General features: G+C 43.3%; 20 protein-coding genes. 9 read left to right on the plus strand and 11 right to left on the minus strand.

From position 1 onward, the window contains the following. The first annotated feature begins 58 nt into the window (after nt 1-58). Complete coding sequence (locus tag CEW93_RS00225; protein WP_089541136.1) at nt 59-961, plus strand: pirin family protein; 903 nt, start codon at nt 59-61, stop codon at nt 959-961. Between the two features lie 53 nt (nt 962-1,014). Here CEW93_RS00225 and CEW93_RS00230 read toward each other — a convergent pair whose 3' ends face one another. Beyond that, a complete protein-coding gene (locus CEW93_RS00230; protein ID WP_089541137.1) occupies nt 1,015-1,449 on the minus strand; it encodes a DoxX family protein in 435 nt (144 codons plus the stop codon). 102 nt (nt 1,450-1,551) lie between these two features. On the opposite strand from CEW93_RS00230, the gene CEW93_RS00235 reads away from it, so the two are divergent. Continuing rightward, nucleotides 1,552-2,421 (plus strand): LysR family transcriptional regulator, encoded by an 870-nt coding sequence (locus CEW93_RS00235; RefSeq protein WP_089541138.1) that lies wholly within the window; start codon nt 1,552-1,554, stop codon nt 2,419-2,421. A 93-nt stretch (nt 2,422-2,514) separates the two neighbouring features. Then, on the plus strand, nt 2,515-3,087 hold the full coding sequence (locus CEW93_RS00240) for a DUF4126 domain-containing protein (protein ID WP_089541139.1): 573 nt from the start codon (nt 2,515-2,517) through the stop codon (nt 3,085-3,087). A 3-nt stretch (nt 3,088-3,090) separates the two neighbouring features. Here CEW93_RS00240 and CEW93_RS00245 read toward each other — a convergent pair whose 3' ends face one another. From CEW93_RS00245 to yaaA, 3 genes are all read right to left on the minus strand, one after another. Continuing rightward, a complete protein-coding gene (locus CEW93_RS00245) occupies nt 3,091-3,927 on the minus strand; it encodes a regulatory protein RecX (RefSeq protein WP_255503857.1) in 837 nt (278 codons plus the stop codon). 78 nt (nt 3,928-4,005) lie between these two features. Continuing rightward, the gene (gene recA / locus CEW93_RS00250) at nt 4,006-5,106 is read right to left on the minus strand and encodes a recombinase RecA (RefSeq protein WP_089541140.1); all 1,101 of its coding nucleotides are present in this window, start codon (nt 5,104-5,106) and stop codon (nt 4,006-4,008) included. A gap of 99 nt (nt 5,107-5,205) precedes the next feature. Continuing rightward, a complete protein-coding gene (gene yaaA, locus CEW93_RS00255; RefSeq protein ID WP_089541141.1) occupies nt 5,206-5,988 on the minus strand; it encodes a peroxide stress protein YaaA in 783 nt (260 codons plus the stop codon). 147 nt (nt 5,989-6,135) lie between these two features. Here yaaA and CEW93_RS00260 point away from each other — a divergent pair, with 147 nt between their 5' ends. Continuing rightward, nucleotides 6,136-7,221, plus strand: a complete 1,086-nt coding sequence (locus CEW93_RS00260) for an enoyl-CoA hydratase/isomerase family protein (protein WP_089541142.1) — start codon at nt 6,136-6,138, stop codon at nt 7,219-7,221. Nucleotides 7,222-7,289: 68 nt separating this feature from the next. Next, nucleotides 7,290-7,448 carry a hypothetical protein gene (locus CEW93_RS10760; protein WP_186727856.1) on the plus strand — a complete coding sequence of 53 codons (159 nt, stop codon included), beginning with the start codon at nt 7,290-7,292 and terminating at the stop codon, nt 7,446-7,448. A gap of 204 nt (nt 7,449-7,652) precedes the next feature. On the opposite strand, the gene CEW93_RS00265 is transcribed toward CEW93_RS10760, so the two are convergent. Continuing rightward, a complete protein-coding gene (locus CEW93_RS00265; RefSeq protein ID WP_370511923.1) occupies nt 7,653-9,197 on the minus strand; it encodes a catalase in 1,545 nt (514 codons plus the stop codon). 548 nt (nt 9,198-9,745) lie between these two features. On the opposite strand from CEW93_RS00265, the gene CEW93_RS00270 reads away from it, so the two are divergent. Continuing rightward, the gene (locus CEW93_RS00270; RefSeq protein WP_089541156.1) at nt 9,746-12,370 is read left to right on the plus strand and encodes a bifunctional aconitate hydratase 2/2-methylisocitrate dehydratase; all 2,625 of its coding nucleotides are present in this window, start codon (nt 9,746-9,748) and stop codon (nt 12,368-12,370) included. Nucleotides 12,371-13,185: 815 nt separating this feature from the next. Then, nucleotides 13,186-14,550: a diaminobutyrate--2-oxoglutarate transaminase gene (locus CEW93_RS00275; protein ID WP_089541143.1), complete on the plus strand. Its 1,365-nt coding sequence runs from the start codon at nt 13,186-13,188 to the stop codon at nt 14,548-14,550. 70 nt (nt 14,551-14,620) lie between these two features. Here the strand turns inward: CEW93_RS00275 and CEW93_RS00280 are convergent, their stop codons facing one another. Further along, the gene (locus CEW93_RS00280) at nt 14,621-15,559 is read right to left on the minus strand and encodes a PD-(D/E)XK nuclease family protein (protein WP_089541144.1); all 939 of its coding nucleotides are present in this window, start codon (nt 15,557-15,559) and stop codon (nt 14,621-14,623) included. 199 nt (nt 15,560-15,758) lie between these two features. On the opposite strand from CEW93_RS00280, the gene CEW93_RS00285 reads away from it, so the two are divergent. Then, a complete protein-coding gene (locus CEW93_RS00285; RefSeq protein ID WP_089541157.1) occupies nt 15,759-17,303 on the plus strand; it encodes an aspartate aminotransferase family protein in 1,545 nt (514 codons plus the stop codon). 131 nt (nt 17,304-17,434) lie between these two features. After that, nucleotides 17,435-17,635: a Fe-S cluster assembly protein IscX gene (gene iscX / locus CEW93_RS00290; protein ID WP_089541145.1), complete on the plus strand. Its 201-nt coding sequence runs from the start codon at nt 17,435-17,437 to the stop codon at nt 17,633-17,635. A 25-nt stretch (nt 17,636-17,660) separates the two neighbouring features. Here iscX and dapE read toward each other — a convergent pair whose 3' ends face one another. The 5 genes from dapE to CEW93_RS00315 all read right to left on the minus strand — a co-directional run bounded on the left by dapE (nt 17,661) and on the right by CEW93_RS00315 (nt 21,665). Continuing rightward, on the minus strand, nt 17,661-18,839 hold the full coding sequence (gene dapE / locus CEW93_RS00295) for a succinyl-diaminopimelate desuccinylase (RefSeq protein ID WP_089541146.1): 1,179 nt from the start codon (nt 18,837-18,839) through the stop codon (nt 17,661-17,663). A 16-nt stretch (nt 18,840-18,855) separates the two neighbouring features. Further along, the gene (locus CEW93_RS00300) at nt 18,856-19,089 is read right to left on the minus strand and encodes a hypothetical protein (RefSeq protein WP_089541147.1); all 234 of its coding nucleotides are present in this window, start codon (nt 19,087-19,089) and stop codon (nt 18,856-18,858) included. Between the two features lie 54 nt (nt 19,090-19,143). Then, nucleotides 19,144-19,377, minus strand: coding sequence for a hypothetical protein (locus CEW93_RS00305; RefSeq protein WP_089541148.1), 234 nt, complete (start codon nt 19,375-19,377; stop codon nt 19,144-19,146). Then, nucleotides 19,374-20,699 carry a homoserine dehydrogenase gene (locus CEW93_RS00310; RefSeq protein ID WP_089541149.1) on the minus strand — a complete coding sequence of 442 codons (1,326 nt, stop codon included), beginning with the start codon at nt 20,697-20,699 and terminating at the stop codon, nt 19,374-19,376. The genes CEW93_RS00305 and CEW93_RS00310 overlap by 4 nt, the downstream gene beginning before the upstream one ends. 147 nt (nt 20,700-20,846) lie before the next feature. Beyond that, nucleotides 20,847-21,665, minus strand: coding sequence for a DsbC family protein (locus CEW93_RS00315; protein WP_089541158.1), 819 nt, complete (start codon nt 21,663-21,665; stop codon nt 20,847-20,849). Nucleotides 21,666-21,816: the final 151 nt, after the last annotated feature.

The raw sequence follows: 21,816 nt of genomic DNA on the forward strand, positions 1-21,816 counted from the left end.
CATCTGCAAACTTATGGTATCATGCCTATTTAGCCAACCGCCAAAATTAGGAGTTTTTATGTCCGTACAAAAATACGATGCCATCACCAAAGACGTTGGGGGCATTCCTGTGGCTCGCCTACTGCCCCAAGGCAAACGCCGCACGGTGGGGGCGTGGTGCTTTTTAGACCATGCAGGCCCTGCCGAGTTTTTTGATGATAACAAAGGACTACAAGTGGGACTACACCCACACATCAATCTACAAACCTTTACTTGGATGCTCTCTGGTGAAGTGTGGCATCAAGACAGTCTGGGCTTTCGTCAGCTGATTCGCCCAAAACAAGTCAATCTGATGACCGCAGGCACAGGCAACCACACCGGCATCAGCCACACCGAGCAGACCCCTGATGGTGTCAAAGACTTGCACGCTGTACAGTTATGGATTGCCCTACCTACCAACCAAGACATCAAGCCCAACTTTGAGCATTATCCAGAGCTGCCCACTTGGCACAAAGATGGCGTGGATTATGTGCTGACCACAGGTAGCTATCATGGGCATACCGCACCGACCACCCAGTACAGTCCGCTTGTTGGCGTGGACATGCAGTTTGGTGGGGCAGGCGAGTTTGTGATTGACAAACAAGACGGCTTTGAATACGGCTTTTTGGTGCTAAAAGGCACGCTCAAAGTCAATGGTCAAAGCTACACCCAAGATGAGCTTGTGGTGTTATCCGATTGTACCGCCGATGACAATGCCGTGCTATGGGCGGATGCTGGCACGCATCTTATGCTACTTGGCGGTGAACCTTTGCCACACCCCACGGTGATTTGGTGGAACTTTGTGGCGGATAATGTGGATGATTTACGCACCGCCGTCAAAGACTGGAATGACGGTCATGAGCGTTTTGGCGACATCAATTTAGACGGCACACAGCTAAGACGTTTGGTTGCCCCTGAGGTGCCAGAGGGCTTGAAAGCTTAAATTTTCTCAACAAAAAATCCCATCTGTTTATCCGATGGGATTTTTATTATTTATCAAAAGTTTGATGGATTATTTTTGGCTAATTGATGGTCAAGCGATAATGAACCTGCCCCTGTCAGCCATAACAGCAAAAATGCCATACAAAACAACGCCGCCGCTTCACCTTGGTTGGTGATGGGGTCAAAAATCACCCCTGATGATGCATGAAAAGCAAAATATGCCACTGCCATCATGCCTGCCATCAAAAATGCCACAGGGCGGGTTAATAAACCAATGGCAATCAAAATTCCACCAGTGATTTCAAGTACGCCACCAATGCCCATCAACGAAAACAAAGGCAAAGCCCCATTGCCACCTGTCATGGATACTGGAAATTCAAAAAACTTGGCAGTGCCATGCAATAAAAACATATAACCAACCGCCACACGCACCAACAATAACACATAAGGACTCAGTGATTGGGCTAACTTTTCAAAAAATGTATTCATAAAACTCATGTCTGTATCAAAAAATGTGGTGCTATTATATTTGCTTTTATTTTTGCAACAAGATACAATTTAACAAGATTATTTTGCAATTTTGGAAAGATAATGAATACCCCAAGTCTTGATGATGTGCGTTTGTTTGTGGCGATAGTGCAGTCAGGCAGTCTGACAAAAGCGGCTGAATTGACAGGCGTACCCATTTCACGGCTGAGTCGGCGACTGAGCGAACTTGAAAACGCTCTTGGCACACAACTGGTCAATCGTGGCAAAAAGGGCGTGAGCCTAAATGAGCTTGGCGAGCTGTTTTTTGCACATGCTCAAACCATGCTGACTCACGCTGACATTGCCATTAACAGCATTCAACATAGCCTAGATAAGCCTGCCGGACGACTAAAAGTCTCTGTACCTGTGGACATTTCGCATTGTCTCGTCATGCCAAAACTGGATGAATATTTACGTCAATATCCTGATGTCAGTTTGGAGATTAGCTTAACCCAACAAAAAATCAACATGATTCAAGATGGCATTGATGTTGCTATTCGTGCGGGCAATGTTGATAATGACCATGTGGTTGCAAAAGTGCTGACATTAATGACTTGCGGTATTTTTGCCACACAAGACTACCTAAATCAGTATGGCACACCACAAACGCCCCACGATTTATATCAGCATCGCATCATTGCCCAAACCTTGACCTTGCCTTGGCAATTTAGCAAAGACCAACAAAACATCAAAGTGTCGCCAAGCGTTTATGTGGGCTGTAATGATTTTGTGTTGGTGGAAGATATGATTAACAAAGGCTTGGGCTTAGGATTGCTCGTTGAGCATAAAGATAGGCGTTATCAGCATTTGGTGCGTGTGCTTGATGATTGGCAATTGCCATCATCGCAGTTATCGGTGATTTATTATAAAAATCGTGGCTCTATCCCAACAGTAAGGAGTTTTGTGCAGTGGCTGTGTGAATATTTTCAATAACGCATCAAAAAATGAGTGGGTTTACTTGTCATTGGCTTGATGTGCTATTTGTTGGTCTGTTTTGGTATAATACCTAAATTTGGGAGAAAAACCATGACCATAGAAATGATAATGAGTATTTGCTTGGGCATTGGACTGTCAGCAAGCTCAGGATTTCGGGTGTTTGTGCCATTATTTGGCATGTCTTTGGCAAGTTATTTTGGGATTTTGCCGTTGAGTGGAAATTGGGCGTGGTTAGGCAGTACGACCGCCCTTATCATGCTGGCGGTGGCGAGTATTGCAGAGAGTTTGTCTTATCTTGTGCCTTTTGTGGACAATCTTTTGGACACCATCGCCGTTCCTTTGGCAGGCGTGGCAGGTACGGTGGCGATGGCAGGCAGCCTGACTGACATCAGCCCTGCAATGACATGGGCGTTAGCGATAGTGGCAGGCGGTGGTACGGCAACGGCGATTAAAGCGACATCAGCAACCACACGAGCGGTCTCAACCACCAGCACCGCAGGGCTTGCCAATCCTGTCATTGCTTTGGCTGAAACAGGCACGGCGGTGGGGTTATCTGCATTGACAATCTTTGCTCCTGTGGTGGCAGGCGTGGTGGCATTGATTGGGGTAGTGGTGTTTATTTGGCTGATGATAAAATTAAAAAATAAAGCAACGTCGTCTTAATCTTTATTCATCGAAATCCCCCAAGTTCATCTTTAACGCATCAAAACACACGTCCATACAAAAGCCCCGATACTGCAAAAATCGTAACTGGCGGGCTTTTTCTTTGGGGGTTTTGGGAATGTCATCACCGTATTTTTTGCACCGAGCTTCAACAGCAAGTTTTAACCAATTAATCTCATCATCGCCATCAGCTTCTAAAATCGTGCCATCTGCCATGCTTTGTACATCTGCACGCTGTATCAGCACATCAACACCACCAAAATCCCCAGCTTCTAGCCTGGCTTTTTTTAGTTGTTCAGACAGATAGCGAACGCCACGCCCTTTGCGTATGGTTTCACGCACAAGCATGCTGGCACAGCGTTCATCGGATTGGTAGCCTTTTTTGGCAAATTCGTCAAGCAGTTCATCAACTGCCACAGGGTCGCATTCTTTGGCAAGGAGTTTGGATTTTAATTGCCAAGCGGATAATTCACGTCTAGACAAATAATAAAATGCCAACCAACGCATATAGCTGGTGGCTTTATCAGGAAGTTCTAGCTTTTGAATCTCAACTTTGCTAAGTAGCCGTAAGGTTTTGTCATCTAGGATTTGTTGGTGTTTGTCGCCAAATAGGGGCGTGATGGTGGAGTGTTTGTTGGCTGTTTTTGTGGGTTTTGGTTGGTCGTGTTGGGGAGTGGTTTTGTTTTGTTTGTTTTTTGGTGGTGTGGCTAGCTTGTCAGTGGGTGCGTTATTTTGATGGTTTTGGTGGTCTTTTTTGAGGGTGTGCTGGGTGCTGGGTGCAGATTTTCCCATGTCTGCTAAGATGTCATCTAAGGTTTTTATTTCAATGGGTTTGGTCATGTTTGTCGTTTTTATGAACACATATTAAAAAACATAAAACAAAAGGGCGAAAACGCCCCTTTATCATACTTATCTGGCTTACTCTTCCATGCCTTCTATATATTCAGGCACATCGTCTGTGTCATCATGAGAGATGGTGGACGTGGCTTTGCTTAGCTTGGAATCACGGATTTTTTGCTCAATTTCTTGGGCAATGGTGGGGTTATCTGCCAAAAACTGGCAGGCATTGGCTTTACCTTGACCGATTTTTGAGCCACCGTAGCTATACCATGCCCCAGATTTGCCAATCTCTCCAATATCTACGCCAAAATCAACAATCTCACCTAGGCGGTTAATGCCTTGACCGTATAAAATGTCAAATTCGGCTTGGCGAAAAGGGGGTGCCATCTTATTTTTGACGACTTTAACACGAGTTTCGTTACCCAAAATCTCTTCTTTGTCTTTGACCGAGCCAATACGGCGAATTTCCAGACGTACAGACGCATAGAATTTTAGGGCGTTACCGCCTGTGGTGGTCTCAGGCGAGCCAAACATCACACCGATTTTCATGCGGATTTGGTTGATAAAGACAACCATGCAGTTGGCACGTTTGGCATTACCTGTGATTTTACGCAGGGCTTGGCTCATCAGGCGAGCCTGTAAGCCCATGTGGCTGTCTCCCATTTCGCCTTCAATCTCAGCTTTTGGGGTCAAGGCAGCAACTGAGTCCACCACAATCATATCCACCGCCCCAGAGCGTACCAGCATATCCACGATTTCAAGGGCTTGTTCGCCATTATCAGGTTGGCTGACCATCAAGCCATCAATATCAACCCCAAGTTTTTTGGCATAGACAGGGTCTAAGGCGTGCTCAGCATCAATAAAAGCACATTTGCCACCTTGCTTTTGGCATTCAGCAATCGCTTGTAGGGTTAGTGTGGTCTTACCAGAGCTTTCAGGGCCAAAAATCTCCACAATCCGACCCTTTGGCAAGCCACCAATCCCAAGAGCAATGTCCAGCCCAAGCGAGCCTGTGGGAATGGTATCTACTTCTACTTTGATGGAATCATCGCCCAAATTCATGATGGTGTTTTTGCCAAAGGCTTTTTCAATCTGAGCCAAGGCGGCGGCGAGTGCTTTTTCTTTGTTAAATTCAACATCACCGTCATTGTTTGACTTATTTTTTGTTGCTTTTGCCATGTTTTTACCTTATTTAACTGTCATAAATTTGGCATTATTTTAGCACTTTTTATGATGAAGTGGGGGAAATTTTATGGTATAAATTTTGGTCAGTTTTATTTAATACTGTTGGTCTCTTTTAAACACCCATTCATCATCACTGCTGGCTTTTTGGTCAAAATAATAACCCGCCATGTCAAAGTTTTTTAGGTCATCAGGGTGGGTGATGTTGTTTTTGCAAGCAAAATTCACCATCATGCCACGAGCTTTTTTGGCATAAAAACTGACGATTTTATATTGTCCGTTTTTTGCTTCTAAAAATTTGGGGGTGATGATGTTGGCGTTGATTTTATTTGCTTTGACGGCTTTGTAATATTCGTTGGACGCAAGATTGATGAGTACGTTTGAGCTGCTTTGTTTGATACGCTCATTGATGAGATTGGTGATGTCATCGCCCCAAAATTCATATAAATCGTGAGCGTGTGGCGTATTAAGTTTTGTACCCATTTCAAGGCGATAAGGCAACATATCATCTAAGGGTTTTAAAAGTCCATAAAGCCCTGACAATATGCCCAAATGTTTATTTAAATATAATACTTCATCAGCAGTTAAAGAATAAGCATCTAAGCCTGTATAAACATCACCATCAAATAAATAAACCGCAAGTTTTTTATTGTCATGAAAAGGGTATGTCCATTGTTGATTGCGTATGACATTTAACTCGGCAATTTTGGCAGATACGCCCATAAGCTCTTGTAAATCTATTACGTCTTTTGTTTTTAGGGTCTGCATAAGTTTAATGGCGTGATTGATAAGTGCAGGCTCGCTTGCGTATTCATCAAATGTAAATGGGGGCGTGGTTTTTTCGTCTAAATTTTTGGCAGGAGATAATAAAAAATACATGAGATGTTCCAATAAGATTTGTTTCATTATAAAAGCAATGTGGGGTGATTGCAATTTAAAATTAGTTGTTGGTTGATTGTGTTTTTTAAATTTGCTATGATAAAAATCTTATGTGTTTTATATGATTTATCTTAAAAAGGAATTGTTATGACAGAAACGATTTTATCACGCCTAATGCCCACTCAAAACGGTAAATATATCGGCATTATTACCCTAAATAATCCCAAAGTTTTAAACGCCCAAACGCTTGACATGGTCAAAACCACCAGAGCAATCCTTGATGAGTGGGCAAGCGATGATGCTGTGGCGATGGTGGTCATACACGGCATAGGCGACAAGGGGCTATGTGCAGGGGGCGACATTAAGGCGTTATATGGCGGTACAGATGAGCAAGTGGCTTATGAGTTTTTTGTGCACGAATATGGGTTGATGTATGCCATGCACATTTATGCTAAGCCCATATTGGCGTGGGGTCATGGTATCGTCATGGGGGGTGGATTGGGACTGTTTTGTGCGTCTAGCCATAAGGTGGTTACACCAACAACGCTGATGGCAATGCCCGAAGTTTCCATTGGTCTGTTTCCTGATGCGGGGGCTTCTTACTTTTTAAATCATTTGGCGGGCAAAGTGGGGCTGTTTTTGGGCTTGACGGGAGCTAGGTTTAATGGGGCGGATGCTTATGAGTTGGGTGTGGCGGATTTTGCTTTGGCACATGACAAATTTGATGATGTATTAAATGCGTTGGTCAAAACAACATTTGTCAATGATAATGCCCAAAACCATCATCTGCTGTCAGCGTGTTTAAATCAGTTTCATGATAAAGCCATATTGCCAAATTCTCAGGTGATGAACGAATTTGATGAAATAAATCATTTGATGAATGCAGGTGATTTACTTGCTATTGATAGAGCGTTAAAGATTTATCAAGGTAATGGCGAATTTATCAAATCTGCCATTGAGATTTATAAGCATGGCTCAGACACCACCAAAGCAATTATGTTTAAGATTTATCATGATTTAAGAACGCCTAAAAAAGATTTTTCACTAAAACAAATCTTTGATATGGAAACGGTGGTGGGTACAAACGCTGTCAATCATGGCGACTTTAAAGAAGGCGTGCGAGCATTGCTGATTGATAAAGACAAAAATCCGAAATGGCGATATGCCTTAGAGAGTTTGCCTAATGGCTATATTGATGGTTTTTTTACGGTTAATTTTGGTAAAAATCAATAAACATCAGTAGCGAATCCCCAAAAAAGGCGTATGGTGATAATAAGATAAACGCTTTTTAGGGGGAAGCCATGAAAGTATTATCCCGCCCTTGGCATAAAATCAGTATGGCGGTATGCTTGATGTTGATTGCATTTATGATGCCAGCTTGTGCCAAACCCACCACAAAAAACACCAATCACCAAAACTGGTATCCAAACTTAACATTTGCACAATCATTTGACCTTTGAACAAAGTAGCAAGGATTTTGCTTGTGTTGCTTGTCATCTGCGTGAGCTGATTTGATGGGTTTGAGCCAAATACAACAGGCTGTTTACATGGCTGTGCTTATCAATATTTACTTATGGGCTGTCAGGGTGGTTTTTTGGGATAAAGTGGGAGTGGATTTGATATTAAAAAACCGCCCTTAAAAGGACGGTTTTTTGTGAGTTAAATCACGCTTTTGGGGGCAGACAGCTTGCCTGATGTTTGGCAGGGTCGGTGTCGTAAGCTTTGATGGCATCTTCTACCGTCATGCCAAGTGCTTTGGCAACACCCATGCCGTAATCAGGGTGGCAAGCGTGGCAGTTGCGGATATGGCGATATTTGATAAAGTCAAGAGCATCACCCATCGCTGCGGCAGTGTTGTTGAACAATGCTTGTTTTTGCTCATCGCTCATCAGGTTAAATAACGCTCGTGGCTGACTAAAATAGTCGTTGTCATCTTCACGGAAATCCCAATGCTTAGCATCACCGTTGATTTTTAGTGGTGGCTCGGCATACTGTGGTTGTTCTTGCCATTGACCAAAGCTGTTTGGTTCATAATGTGGACGACCGCCATAGTTGCTATCAACACGTCCTAGTCCATCACGTTGATTTGAATGTACAGGGCAACGTGGGGCATTAACAGGGATTTGGTTGCGGTTTACGCCAAGGCGATAACGCTGAGCGTCAGCATAGTTAAACAGACGAGCTTGTAGCATTCTGTCAGGTGAAACGCTGATGCCAGGTACTAAGTTGCTTGGTGCAAAAGCAGATTGTTCGACATCCAAGAAGAAGTTTTCTGGGTTTTTGTTTAGCTCAAACTCACCCACTTCAATCAGTGGATAATCGGCTTTTGGCCATACTTTGGTCAAATCAAATGGGTGATATGGCACTTTGTCAGCATCTGCCTCAGGCATAATTTGCACATACATTGTCCATTTTGGGAAATCTCCACGTTCAATGGCTTCAAACAAATCACGCTGACTGCTTTCACGGTCTTTGGCGATGACTGCCTCAGCTTCGCTGTCAGTTAGGTTTTTAATGCCTTGTTGGGTGCGGAAATGGAATTTAACCCAAAAACGCTCATTATCTGCGTTGATAAAGCTGTAAGTGTGGCTACCAAAGCCATGCATAAAGCGATAGCTTGCAGGAATACCACGGTCGCTCATTACGATGGTGATTTGGTGAAGTGCCTCAGGCAGTAGTGTCCACCAGTCCCAGTTGTTGGTTGCTGAGCGTAGGTTGGTTTTGGGATCTCTTTTAACAGCTTTGTTTAGGTCAGGGAATTTGCGTGGGTCGCGGATAAAGAACACGGGTGTGTTGTTACCAACCATGTCCCAGTTGCCTTCTTCGGTATAAAATTTAAGTGCAAAACCACGAATATCACGCTCGGCGTCTGCGGCACCACGCTCACCTGCAACGGTGGTAAAGCGAGCAAACATTTCTGTTTTTTTACCAACTTCGCTAAAAATTTTAGCTTTGGTGTATTTGGTGATGTCGTGTGTTACTGTAAATGTACCAAACGCCCCTGAGCCTTTGGCGTGCATACGACGCTCTGGAATGACTTCACGAACAAAGTCAGCAAGTTTTTCGTTAAGCCACAAATCTTGGGCAAGTAGTGGACCACGTTCACCTGCGGTGAGTGAGTTTTGGTTGTCAGCAACAGGAGCACCATTGCTCATGGTGAGTGATGTGCCTGAGTAGGGGCATTTCATGCTGTTTGGATTGTCGGTCATGGTATGTTCCTTAATAAAAAAGGTGGCTGGCTATTTAGCTTGCTGATTAAATTTTAACATAAATCAGAAGTCTTGGTGCTATTATCACTGAATTTTTATGATGAGTAAAATATATAAATTTTAATTTTTTATTTTGTTTTTTTAATTAAAATTTGATGTGTCATTAAAATTTACAATACAAGCCCTGACATGTGGTCAATAAAAAAATTCCAAGCTGCCATAAGATGATAGAATTTTTTTATTAGTGGGATTTGTAGGGCGGTGATTGGTGGACTTGCTGTGTTAGAAGTCAAATTTTTGATGTGTTTTTAAGGGCATTAAGCCAAAGGTTGCGGAAATTTTACCATTTTTTAAATAAATGTTGGCTATGATTTATATTTTTTTGAATTTATAATAATTTTAGGGTATGATAAGCCTGTTAGAGTTGGGCAAAAAATGCCTTGAAAATCAACGTCTAGGCACTTGATAATTATTTTTATAATGAGAACTATTATAAAATATCATCAAGCACTTAGGACATCATCATAGGGAGTCATGCTATGTCTCAAATGTTAGCTGAATACAGAGCCCACGTTGCTGAACGTGAAGCCTTGGGCGTACCACCACAACCACTGACTGACGCACAAACTGCTGATTTGGTGGAGCTACTTAAAAACCCACCAGCAGGCGAAGAAGACTATTTGGTGGATTTATTAGAAAACCGTGTGCCAGCAGGGGTTGACCAAGCCGCCTATGTCAAAGCTGCCTTTTTAAACGCCATCGTCAAAGGCGAAGCGACATCACCACTCATCAGCAAAGAGCGTGCCGTTTATCTGCTTGGTACGATGCTTGGCGGTTATAACGTGGCTCCTTTGGTTGAGCTGCTGGACAATGCCGAGCTTGGCGGATTGGCTGCTGATGCCCTTAAAAAGACACTGTTGGTATTTGATGCGTTTCATGATGTAGAAGAAAAAGCCAAAGCTGGCAACGCCAATGCTAAAGCGGTGCTAGAATCTTGGGCGGAAGCGGAATGGTTCACCAGCCGTCCTGACGTGCCAAGCGAGATGACTATTACTGTCTTTAAGGTAACAGGCGAGACCAACACAGACGATTTATCACCTGCCCAAGACGCATGGAGTCGCCCTGACATTCCACTACACGCCAACGCCATGCTAAAAAATACCCGTGATGGCATCAACCCTGAAAAACCTGGTGAAGTAGGTCCGCTAAGCCAAATCAAAGAGCTTATCGCCAAAGGCAACCAAGTGGCTTATGTGGGCGATGTTGTGGGCACAGGGTCTAGCCGTAAATCCGCCACCAACTCTGTTTTGTGGTTCTTTGGTGATGAAATCCCCCACATTCCCAACAAAAAAGACGGTGGTGTGTGCTTAGGCGGTAAAATCGCTCCGATTTTCTTTAACACCATGGAAGATGCTGGTGCGTTGCCTGTTGAGATTGACGTTACCGACATGAACATGGGTGATGAAGTTACCCTAAAAATTGACCATGCCACCGCCACTGTTACTGCTTTTAAAGACGGCAAGCAAATCGCTCAAAGCCAACTAAAAACTCCTGTACTTTTAGATGAAGTGCGTGCTGGTGGTCGTATCAACCTTATCATCGGTCGTAACTTGACAGGCAAAGCCCGTGAAGCCTTGGGACTAGCTCCTTCTACTTTGTTCCGCACCCCAGAGCAACCTGCTGATACAGGCAAAGGCTTTACCCTAGCTCAAAAAATGGTCGGTCGTGCCTGTGGTCTTCCAGAAGGTCAAGGTATCCGCCCTGGCACTTATTGCGAACCTAAGATGACTACGGTTGGTTCACAAGACACCACAGGTCCGATGACTCGTGATGAGCTAAAAGACTTGGCGTGCCTAGGCTTTTCATCTGACTTAGTCATGCAGTCTTTCTGCCATACTGCTGCTTATCCTAAGCCGATTGATGTGGTTACCCACCATACTTTGCCTGACTTTATCATGAACCGTGGCGGTGTGTCGCTTCGTCCGGGGGATGGTGTGATTCACTCATGGCTAAACCGCATGCTACTGCCTGATACTGTGGGTACTGGTGGCGACTCGCACACTCGTTTCCCAATTGGTATCTCATTCCCAGCAGGTTCTGGTTTGGTGGCGTTTGCTGCTGCCACAGGGGTCATGCCACTGGATATGCCCGAGTCTGTTTTGGTTAAATTTAAAGGCAAAATGCAACCTGGTATCACCTTGCGTGATTTGGTTCATGCCATCCCTTATTATGCCATCAAAGAAGGTGATTTGACGGTTGAGAAAAAAGGCAAAAAGAACATCTTCTCAGGTCGCATCTTGGAGATTGATTTGACCGAGATGGAAGATGATTTGACCGTTGAGCAAGCCTTTGAGCTGTCAGATGCGTCCGCAGAACGTTCAGCGGCAGGTTGTGCCATCACCGTATCACAAGACAAAGTGGCTGAATATTTGCGTTCCAACATCGTCATGCTCAAATGGATGATTGCCGAAGGTTATGGTGATGCTCGTACGCTGGCTCGCCGTGCTGAAAATATGCAAAAATGGCTGGACAACCCAAGTCTACTAAAAGCAGACGATGACGCTGAGTACACCAAAGTGTATGAGATTGACCTATCCCAAATCAAAGAGCCAATCCTATGCTGTCCAAATGACCCTGATGATGCCAAATTGCTTTCAGAAGTGGCAGGCGATAAGATTGATGAAGTGTTCATCGGTTCGTGCATGACCAACATTGGTCATTTCCGTGCCGCAGGTAAACTGCTCTCAGAAGTGCCAGCAGGCAGCTTATCTACTCGCCTATGGATTGCTCCGCCCACCAAAATGGATGAGCGTCAGCTGATGGACGAAGGCTATTACAACACCTACGCCCAAGCAGGGGCAAGAACCGAAATGCCAGGCTGTTCACTGTGCATGGGTAACCAAGCTCGTATCGCCCCTAACAGCACGGCGGTTTCTACCTCAACGCGTAACTTCCCCAACCGCTTAGGTCAAGGAGCAAACGTGTATCTGGCTTCTGCTGAGCTTGCTTCTGTGGCATCGGTGCTTGGTAAACTGCCTACTGTTGAAGAGTATATGCAATACGCAGGCAAACTAGACTCTATGAAAGCCGAAGTTTATAACTACCTAAACTTTGACCAAATGAGCGACTACACTGAAAAATCAGACAAGATTAGTGTAGCTCAACTTGCCTAATCGCTGATGACAAAACACCGTCTTATCTAGGCGGTGTTTTTTGTGGGTATAAATATGGAAAATAATAATATTTAAAATGGCTTAGACTGATCATATGGCGGCAAATATCCGTATTAAAATCAAGCATGGTTCTTGATTGCTCATCAATGATTTATCGGATAGATGATGTGATAATTTTTTTTATGAACAACAATCTGTTATTGTATCAGTATATTTATGGTGATATAAGTTATTTTTCTAAAAAATAAATCATAAAAAAATTACCTGAATTTTATTATGCAATCAGTTGGTTGTGGTAGAGTATGTTTTAAAATATAACTTTATGATTTTAAAAATATTTTTAATAATGGGTGTTGTAAAGAAATGTTTTTTTGATATGTCAAGTGATTTGGGTTTAATCAAATCAATATAATAAATCTTAAAAAATGTGGTTTTTTTATGAGTCAAAAGGTTGATAAATTAGTTTTTTTGATAAAGGGATGGTGATTAAAAATTTGATGGTGATAAAATAATGGCGGTTTATTTAAAAAACTGCTAGACAAACTATGTAAGCATGGTATAATTTGCCACTTTTTAAATTTAACTTAGTTGGATTTAAAAACTTGCCGTACAAGCGGTTGAATCGCCATGTTTTATCCCCATATTAGGATAAAGACGAGGTGATTTGCTCTTGTTAAACTTGGTGTGCAATTTGCTTTGTGTTTTGCTGATTGACCCACACGCCGAACGTCGTGAGCCTAATAAACCCAAACGCTGTGTTGGGTTTGGGTTTTGTAGGTTTTTCTTTTAACCCTTATCGGAGATGGTAATCCAATATGAGCGTTCATACCCCTGTAACTCCTACCCCCAATGCTACCAATGACTATTATTTGACTCGCCAAGACCAGATGGAGTCTAATGTTCGTAGCTATCCACGCAAACTGCCCCTAGCCATTGCCAAAGCCCAAGGTCTTTGGGTAACGGACGTAGAAGGCAATGAATATCTTGACTGCTTGGCAGGTGCTGGTACATTGGCATTGGGTCATAATCACCCTGCGACCATTAACGCCATCAAGGACGTGCTAGATAGTGGATTGCCACTACACACCCTTGACATCACCACACCCATTAAAGATGCGTTTACTGAAAAACTGTTGTCGTTTTTCCCCAAAGATTTTGTGTTGCAGTTTTGTGGTCCAACAGGAGCAGATGGCACCGAGGCAGCGATAAAGCTCGCCAAAACCTACACGGGACGTGATAATGTGATTGCATTTAGTGGTGGTTATCATGGCATGACGCATGGCTCACTGGCGATGACAGGCAATTTATCTGCCAAAGAAAAAGTGGGTAATTTGATGGCGGGCGTGCAGTTTATGCCCTATCCGCATGAATATCGCTGCCCTTTGGGCTTGGGTGGTGAAGCGGGTGTGGACGCTTTGACCTATTATTTTGAAAACTTTATTGAAGATGTAGAGTCTGGCGTGGTCAAGCCTGCCGCCGTTATCCTAGAAGCCATTCAAGGTGAGGGCGGTGTCGTACCAGCTCCCAAAAAATGGCTACAAAAAATCCGTGAAGTAACTGCCAAACATGACATCGTGCTGATTTTGGACGAAGTACAAGCAGGATTTGCTCGCTCTGGCAAGATGTTTGCTTTTGAGCACGCTGACATTGTCCCTGATGTGGTGGTGATGAGTAAGGCGGTCGGTGGCGGTTTGCCTTTGTGTGTGCTTGCCATCAACAAAAAGTTTGACGCTTGGGCGCCTGCTGGACATACAGGCACATTCCGTGGCAATCAGCTCGCGATGGCAGCAGGCTATAACGTCCTAGAAGAAATCACCAAGAACAATCTGGCAGAAAATGCTCGTGTCAAAGGCGAATTTTTAAGAGTGGAACTCAAAAAACTTGCCCAAGAATACCCCTGTATCGGTCATGTGCGTGGACGTGGCTTAATGACAGGCATTGAGATTGTGGACGAGCGTAAAGAAGCTGACCACATGGGTTCTTATCCTGCTGACAGTGAGCTTGCGGTCGCCATCCAAAAAGCATGTTTTGACAACAAACTGCTGTTAGAACGTGGCGGTCGTGGTGGTACGGTGGTGCGTCTATTGTGCCCAATCACCATCAGCCAAGATGAGTGCGAGCAGGTGATTAGCCGCTTTAAAAAGGCAGTTGGTGAAGCACTGAAAAAGGTACGTGGCTAACTAAAAATAAACAAAGATGTACAAATGATAAAAATGGCAAGTTTTAAATTGCCATTTTTTTTAGATTTATTTATAAAGATAACAAAAAATTATGATAATTCTTTAATTTCTCAACCAAATTATTCATGCCAATATATTGCTTATTTTCATCAAACCAATAATTGTCAATAACTGCCACTTTCATAAAACTACCCCTGCCAAATTTTTGGAGTTTTTTAATTTCTGGAAATTTACCCTTAGCTTGACTAAGTAAATATTTTGAAAATTCATTTCTTATTTTGGTGCTTTTGTGGATTTTGTCATAAATTCCAAAAATTAATTGTTGTTCATGAATGGCAAAAACAATGGTGTAAGACATTTTATTATGAGCTTGCCATTCTTTCTTTTTAAAATCTGCTACCAAAAATGGACGAGTAGGATTATTAACTATTCCCCACCAAGTTAGCAGATTTAGATTATCCAAGTGTTGATAAAATCCCTGCCATTGTCGCGATTCCCATTCGCCAAGGTCTGCTATGCTAAATTTTTGTGTTTTGCTTTCAATGTCTTGTAAATATTCTATAAAATCAATAAAAATATCATTGCTAATTTTATCTTTATATGGAGTAAAATGATTTAATAAGTCTTGGCGATTAACGGCTTTAAAAGGGTGAATGTTCTTTTGATATGCTCTTGATTCATTACCTGTTTTTAGATAAATTCCGATAAAGTTTTTATATTTTTGTTTGGCGTAATCAGCATAACGGTTTAGTTGGTTGGAATGTAAATGGCTGCTGGTTTTGCTCTCTACAATAATACATATACTGCTGTTAATAATAATCACAATATCTATGAAATTACGTTTTTTATTTTCATAAAAAGTCTCTTGTGTTTTGATTTTTATGTCTTCAATAGTAATATCTTGATTAAGCCATCTTTGTAATAATCTTACTGCACAGTCATGTAATGTTTGATGGTCATTTTGATAAATAGGATTGGCAAAATTAAATAGCCATGCAAAAAAATGTATCTTGAATTAATTCACCATAAGCCAAGGCAAATAGGTTATTTTTAGATTGGTTCATTGGTTATCCTTTTTTAAAAATTATAATAAGTATCATATCAAAAAAATGAAAATATATAAAGAATTTGTTTTAATCCAAACTAACTTGACCCTAGTGCATATTAGTAATAAAATAGGTAAACTTTAATAAATGTGGGTATTTGAAATGTCAGACCTATCCAAACACCGCCAAGCCCTATTTTGTAATGACCCTGCGTCCATCGCTGACTATGAACGCGCGATGACCGATGCTGTCAGAGCAGTCAAAGCATGGCTGCAAAACGATAAAATGTACACTGGTGGCAGTATTAGCGAGCTACGTTCACAGATTACCTTTGCACCTGCCAAAGATGGCTTGGGCGTGGATAAGGCGTTGGAGCGATTGGTGGAGTTGTTTTTAAATAAAAGTTTAAAAGTCCATCACCCACATTCGCTGGCTCATCTGCATTGCCCAACGATGGTAACATCGCAAATCGCCGAAGTGCTGATTAACGCCACCAACCAATCTATGGACTCATGGGACCAGTCGCCAGCGGGCTCACTCATGGAAGTTCAGCTCATTGATTGGTTACGTCAAAAGGTCGGTTATGGTAGTGGTCAGGCTGGCGTGTTCACATCAGGGGGCACGCAGTCCAATCTGATGGGCGTGCTACTGGCTCGTGATTGGTGCGTTGCCAAAAATTATACAGACAAAGATGGCAAGCCGTGGTCAGTGCAACGTGATGGCATTCCTAGCGATGCCATGCAAAAGGTGAAGGTCATTTGTTCAGAAAATGCTCATTTTAGCGTGCAAAAAAATATGGCAATGATGGGTATGGGTTTTCAATCCGTGGTTACTGTGCCTGTTAATGACAATGCCCAAATGGATACCGCAGCACTTGAAAGCATCATGACTGATTTACAAAATCAGGGTAATCTTGTGGCGTGCGTGGTGGCGACTGCTGGTACGACAGATGCAGGGGCGATTGATGACATCAAAACCATTCGCAAACTCTGTGATAGATTTGGGGCGTGGCTGCACGTGGATGCTGCGTGGGGTGGGGCTTTGCTGTTGTCCAATGAGTATCGTGATATGCTTGATGGTATTGAACTGACCGACTCAGTAACGCTTGATTTTCATAAGCATTATTTTCAAAGCATCTCGTGTGGGGCGTTTTTGTTAAAAGACGAAGCCAATTATCGCTTTATGCACTATGAAGCCGAATACCTAAATTCTGCCTATGATGAAGAGCATGGCGTGCCAAATCTGGTGTCTAAATCACTGCAAACCACTCGCCGTTTTGACGCCTTAAAGCTGTGGTTTACGGTAGAGGCGTTGGGTGAAGAGCTCTATGGCTCCATGATTGACCATGGTGTCAAACTCACCCGTGAAGTGGCGGAGTATATTCGTGCCACTGATGGCTTGGAGCTACTGGTTGAGCCGCAGTTTGCGTCTGTGCTGTTTCGTGTCGTGCCAAAAGATTATCCTGCTGAGTTTATAGACAGCCTAAATCAAAACGTTGCTGATGAACTGTTTGCTCGTGGGGAAGCTAATATCGGCGTAACCCGCGTCATTGATAGCAAGCAAAATGTACAGTCATTAAAAATGACCACATTAAGCCCCATCGCTACGTTGGATAATGTCAAGGCTTTATTGGGTCAAGTACTGACCGAAGCAGACAGAATTGGTGATGATATCAAAAATGGCACTTACACACCGCCGATTGATTGATGGCTGATTTTTTTAAGCACCGCAACGGTCTCGGTGGCGGTGTTTTTATTGGAAATACAAAAGGTTGGGGTGAGTTCTTCTTGTATTTTTACAAAAATTTGTTACAATAAAAATTTTGATGGAGAATCATCATGGCCTTAAACTGGCATGACACCCTAGATATTGCCATTGCATTGTCTGAAAAGCACCCTGATGTGGACGTGCAATACATTCGTTTTACGGATTTGCACCGCCATGTCTGTGAGCTTGATGGCTTTGTGGGTGAGCCTGATAAGTCCAATGAAGCGATTTTGGAAGCCATTCAGATGGCATGGCTTGATGAGTTGGATTGATGGTTTGACCACCAATCCAAAACCTTCAAATGACAAGCTGCGTTAAGATGTTTTCATAAATCAATGTCAATTTTTCCAAATCATCAACCGCCACTTTCTCATCAATCTGATGGATGGTGTCATTGAGCACACCAAGTTCTACCACTTGGGCATTCATGATGGGGGCGATAAAACGTCCGTCCGATGTGCCCCCTGATGTGGATAGCTGAGTATCTGTGCCTGTGATGTCTTTGATGGCACTGACCACCGCATTTACAAACTCACCTTTGGGGGTCAAAAACGGCTCGCCAGATAAGCTCCATTCAATCTCATAATCAGCTTTACTGTCTTTGAGATGTTTGTCCAAGATGGCGTGCGTTTTTGCTTTTAATGTTTCGGCACTGCTTTGGGTACAAAAGCGAAAATTAAATAACACATCCACGCTGTTGGGTATGACATTGGTTGCTCCTGTGCCAGCGTTGATGTTTGAGATTTGCAGACTGGTCGCAGGAAAATATTCGTTGCCATTATCCCATGTGGTATTGATGAGTTCCAACAGTGCAGGAGCAAGGTGATGTATGGGATTGACAGCCAGATGTGGGTAGGCAATATGCCCTTGTTTGCCCGTAATGGTCAGTCGTCCGCCCAATGAGCCACGTCGCCCATTTTTAATCACATCACCAAGCGTGGCACTGCTAGATGGTTCACCCACCAGGCAATAATCCATACGCTCGCCACGCTTGGCAAGAGCTAGGGCGACTTTGTGTGTGCCATTGATTGCCACGCCTTCTTCATCTGCGGTGATAAGCAGAGAAATGTCGCCACGATGATTGGGGTGTTTGGCGATAAATGTTTGACACGCCACAGCAAACGAAGCAATGGCAGTTTTCATGTCGGATGCACCACGCCCCCACAGATAGCCATCTGCCACAGTCGCCCCAAAAGGGGGATAACGCCAAAGTTTTTCATCACCCACAGGCACAACATCGGTATGCCCAAGAAAACACAAATGGGGAGCGTTGGGGTCTGTCCCCCTTTTTTTGGCATATAGGTTTTTGACTTGGGCATTTTTGCCGTCATCATTAGGGTCGCCAAAATACATAAATTCGCAGTCAAAACCCAATTTGCCCAAAAAATCTGCCAAAATATTTTGACAATCATGGTCATTTGGCGTGATTGATGGTTGTTTGAGTAGGTCTATGGATAAAGATAGGGTGGGAGTCATGGGTCTTCCTATTTAATCATATGGTGATAAAATTCATATATTGTCCATCATAAAATAAAAAATCGTCTTTATTGATGCCATTAACGTCAATGTCTCTATATGTTTCAGGCAAATCATGAATGATGCTCCAATCATTGACATAACTGTCCAAATGGTAGACTTGATTGATGATATTTTTGATGATTTGAAAGACAAATTTGGTGTTTAATACAGTTTCGTCTTTTGAGTGTTCATCATAATCATCAACCAAAGCATTGGGGTTGATGGATAAATCCTGCGTTAAGGATTGCTCATCAAAAATACGTCAATGACAACTGCAATTTTGGGGTGCATCAGTGGCAATGCGATAATGTTGCGTGTATTTTAAATGAGTATTATTTGCTGTCTTTTCAAAATATATCCTAAGCGTGTTAAAGACAGATAAATCATCAGGATAATCGGTGCTTAATTGGACTTCATGGCACATCATTGGCTCTTTGGTGGGGTGATAAAAACCAAAAATCGGACACTTGCCCGATTTTTGTTGTGTTTTTGTCATTCGTCCAGACTTTCTAGGCGAATGCGAACCACAGGTTCTACCACCGCAGATAGGGCTTCTATCTCTTTGATGGCTTGATTCATCTGCTGTTCTAGCACAGGCAAAGTTAGGATAATCACAGGCACCAACCCTGATTTGTGGGCGTCTCGCTGCATGATGGCATCAATGTTAATGCCGTTATCACTAAGAATGCGAGTGGTGTCTGCCAATACGCCAAGCTCATCTTTGACTGTCAAACGCAAATAGTAGCCACAAGTCATCTCATCGCTGGACAGTACGCGAGTATCAGACAGTTGCTCTGGGATAAACGCCAAATGTGGCACATCTGCTAGGGTGTCGCTGTCATCGTCATCAGGCGTGGCTTCAATGACATAAATCAAGTCCATCACGTCCGCCATCACTGCCGATGCTGTCGCACCTGCCCCTGCACCATCGCCGTAGTAGAGTGATTGACCAAGGGGGTGAGCATCTACCATGACGGCGTTTTTTACGCCATTGACGTTGGCAAGTAGGGTGCTGTTGGGAATGAGCGTGGGGTGGACACGCAGCTCAAAGCCATGTTCACGGCGAAACGCAAAACCTAAGTGCTTGATGGTGTAGCCAAGCTCTTTGGCATAGACCACATCTTGTAAGCTAATTTTGGTGATGCCTTCACAATACACTTTATCAAACTGTAAAGGAATGCCAAAGGCGATGGACGCAAGCAAAGACAGTTTGTGAGCAGCGTCAATGCCTTCCACGTCAAAGGTTGGGTCAGCTTCGGCATAACCTAGCTCTTGGGCTTCGGCAAGCACATCGCTAAATTTGCGATTTTTTGACTGCATTTCTGACAAAATAAAATTGCCCGTACCATTGATGATGCCTGCCACCCAGTCAATTTTGTTGGCAGCAAGAGCTTCACGAATGATTTTGATGATGGGAATGCCACCTGCCACCGCCGCTTCATAACGCACCTGTACGCCGTGCTGTTCAGCTAGGGCAAAAATCTCATTACCATGTTTGGCAAGCAGAGCTTTGTTGGCGGTAACCACGTGTTTGCCGTGTTTGATGGCGTGAGTGATGACATCTTTGGCGGTGTCTGTGCCACCAATGACTTCAATGACAATATCCACATCAGGAGCAGACGCAATGGCAAGCAGGTCATCGCTTTGTTTGATGGTAGGATCAATGTCGGTGCGATGGCGACGTGTGCCAACATGGGTGATATTGAGATGATAGCCTGTGCGGCGGGTGAGTTCTTGGACGTTGTCTTTTAAAAGATGAACCACGCCTGTGCCAACAGTGCCTAGCCCAAGAACAGCAAGATTGATAGTTTTCATGATGATATTCTGATGATAAAAGCGACTAAATTTAAAAAAATGGGTTGTCTAACTTACCACAAACCACCATCTTTCGCTAGTGGTCTTTTAAATTTTTTTGTAAAAATATCCCTAAAAATTATAGGGATATGATTGTCATGCATAAAAGCCTTAGTTTTTATTGGCAATGGCAGATTTGATAAGCTCATTTGATGGCAAATATCCGCCAAGTTGCACGCCGTTTTCAGCAAAAATGGCAGGCGTGCCTGTAACACCCAAGCTATACCCTAAGGCAACATGAGTTTTGACAGGGTTATCGCAAGCAGGAGCATTAATGCTCTCGCCTTTTTTGGCACGAGTTAAGGCATCTTTGCGGTCAGGGCTACACCAGATGGCTTCTGCCAGTGGCAGGGGTTTGTCGCCACGAGGCCACGCCAGATAACGAACTTCTATGCCGCCTGCATTGATGTCGCTGATTTCTTCATGCAGTTTTTGACAGTAGCCACAAGTGGGGTCAGTAAAGGCATAGATGACAGCTTTGGTTTCGCCTTTGGCAGGAAAAATTATCATTTGTGAGTCATCTACGTTGGTTAGGGCGGTTTTGGCGGCGGTGGAGCGGATTTTTACGGCAATGTCCACAGGACGCTCACCACCTAACTCTACAATTGTGCCATCAATAATATAACTGCCAGTTTTGTCCACAAAAACAGGAGACGCACCATCAATTGTTGCCCAGTACATTTGTGGCATTTGGGTAGGAACAACAGACGTAACATGAACATCAATGCCTGATTTGTTTAGGTTGTCTTGCAAGGCTTTGGCGATGTCGGGCTGATGATTGGGGTCGCTGTTTTGGGCGGGTGTATTAGAAAGCGTGCTTTGTGTTGTGGTACTCTTGGTTTTGTCAGTTTGGGGGGTGTTTTCGTTTTGCTGACAGCCAAGCAAAGCGGATAATGTGGCAATAGATAGAGCGATTTTGATGAATTTCATGGTGATATTTGTGTGATAAAATGGGTCATTATAGCATATTTTTGATGTCATCAAACAAAAAACAAAATATCCACCATCAAAGGTAAAGTAGCACAAAGCACGCAGAAAAAGACCATGTCAAAAAACAAAGCCCCCTATTTTTACTAAGTCA

Origin of the sequence: Moraxella sp. VT-16-12, assembly GCF_002224245.2 — a bacterium.
In the GTDB taxonomy this organism is placed as follows: domain Bacteria; phylum Pseudomonadota; class Gammaproteobacteria; order Pseudomonadales; family Moraxellaceae; genus Moraxella.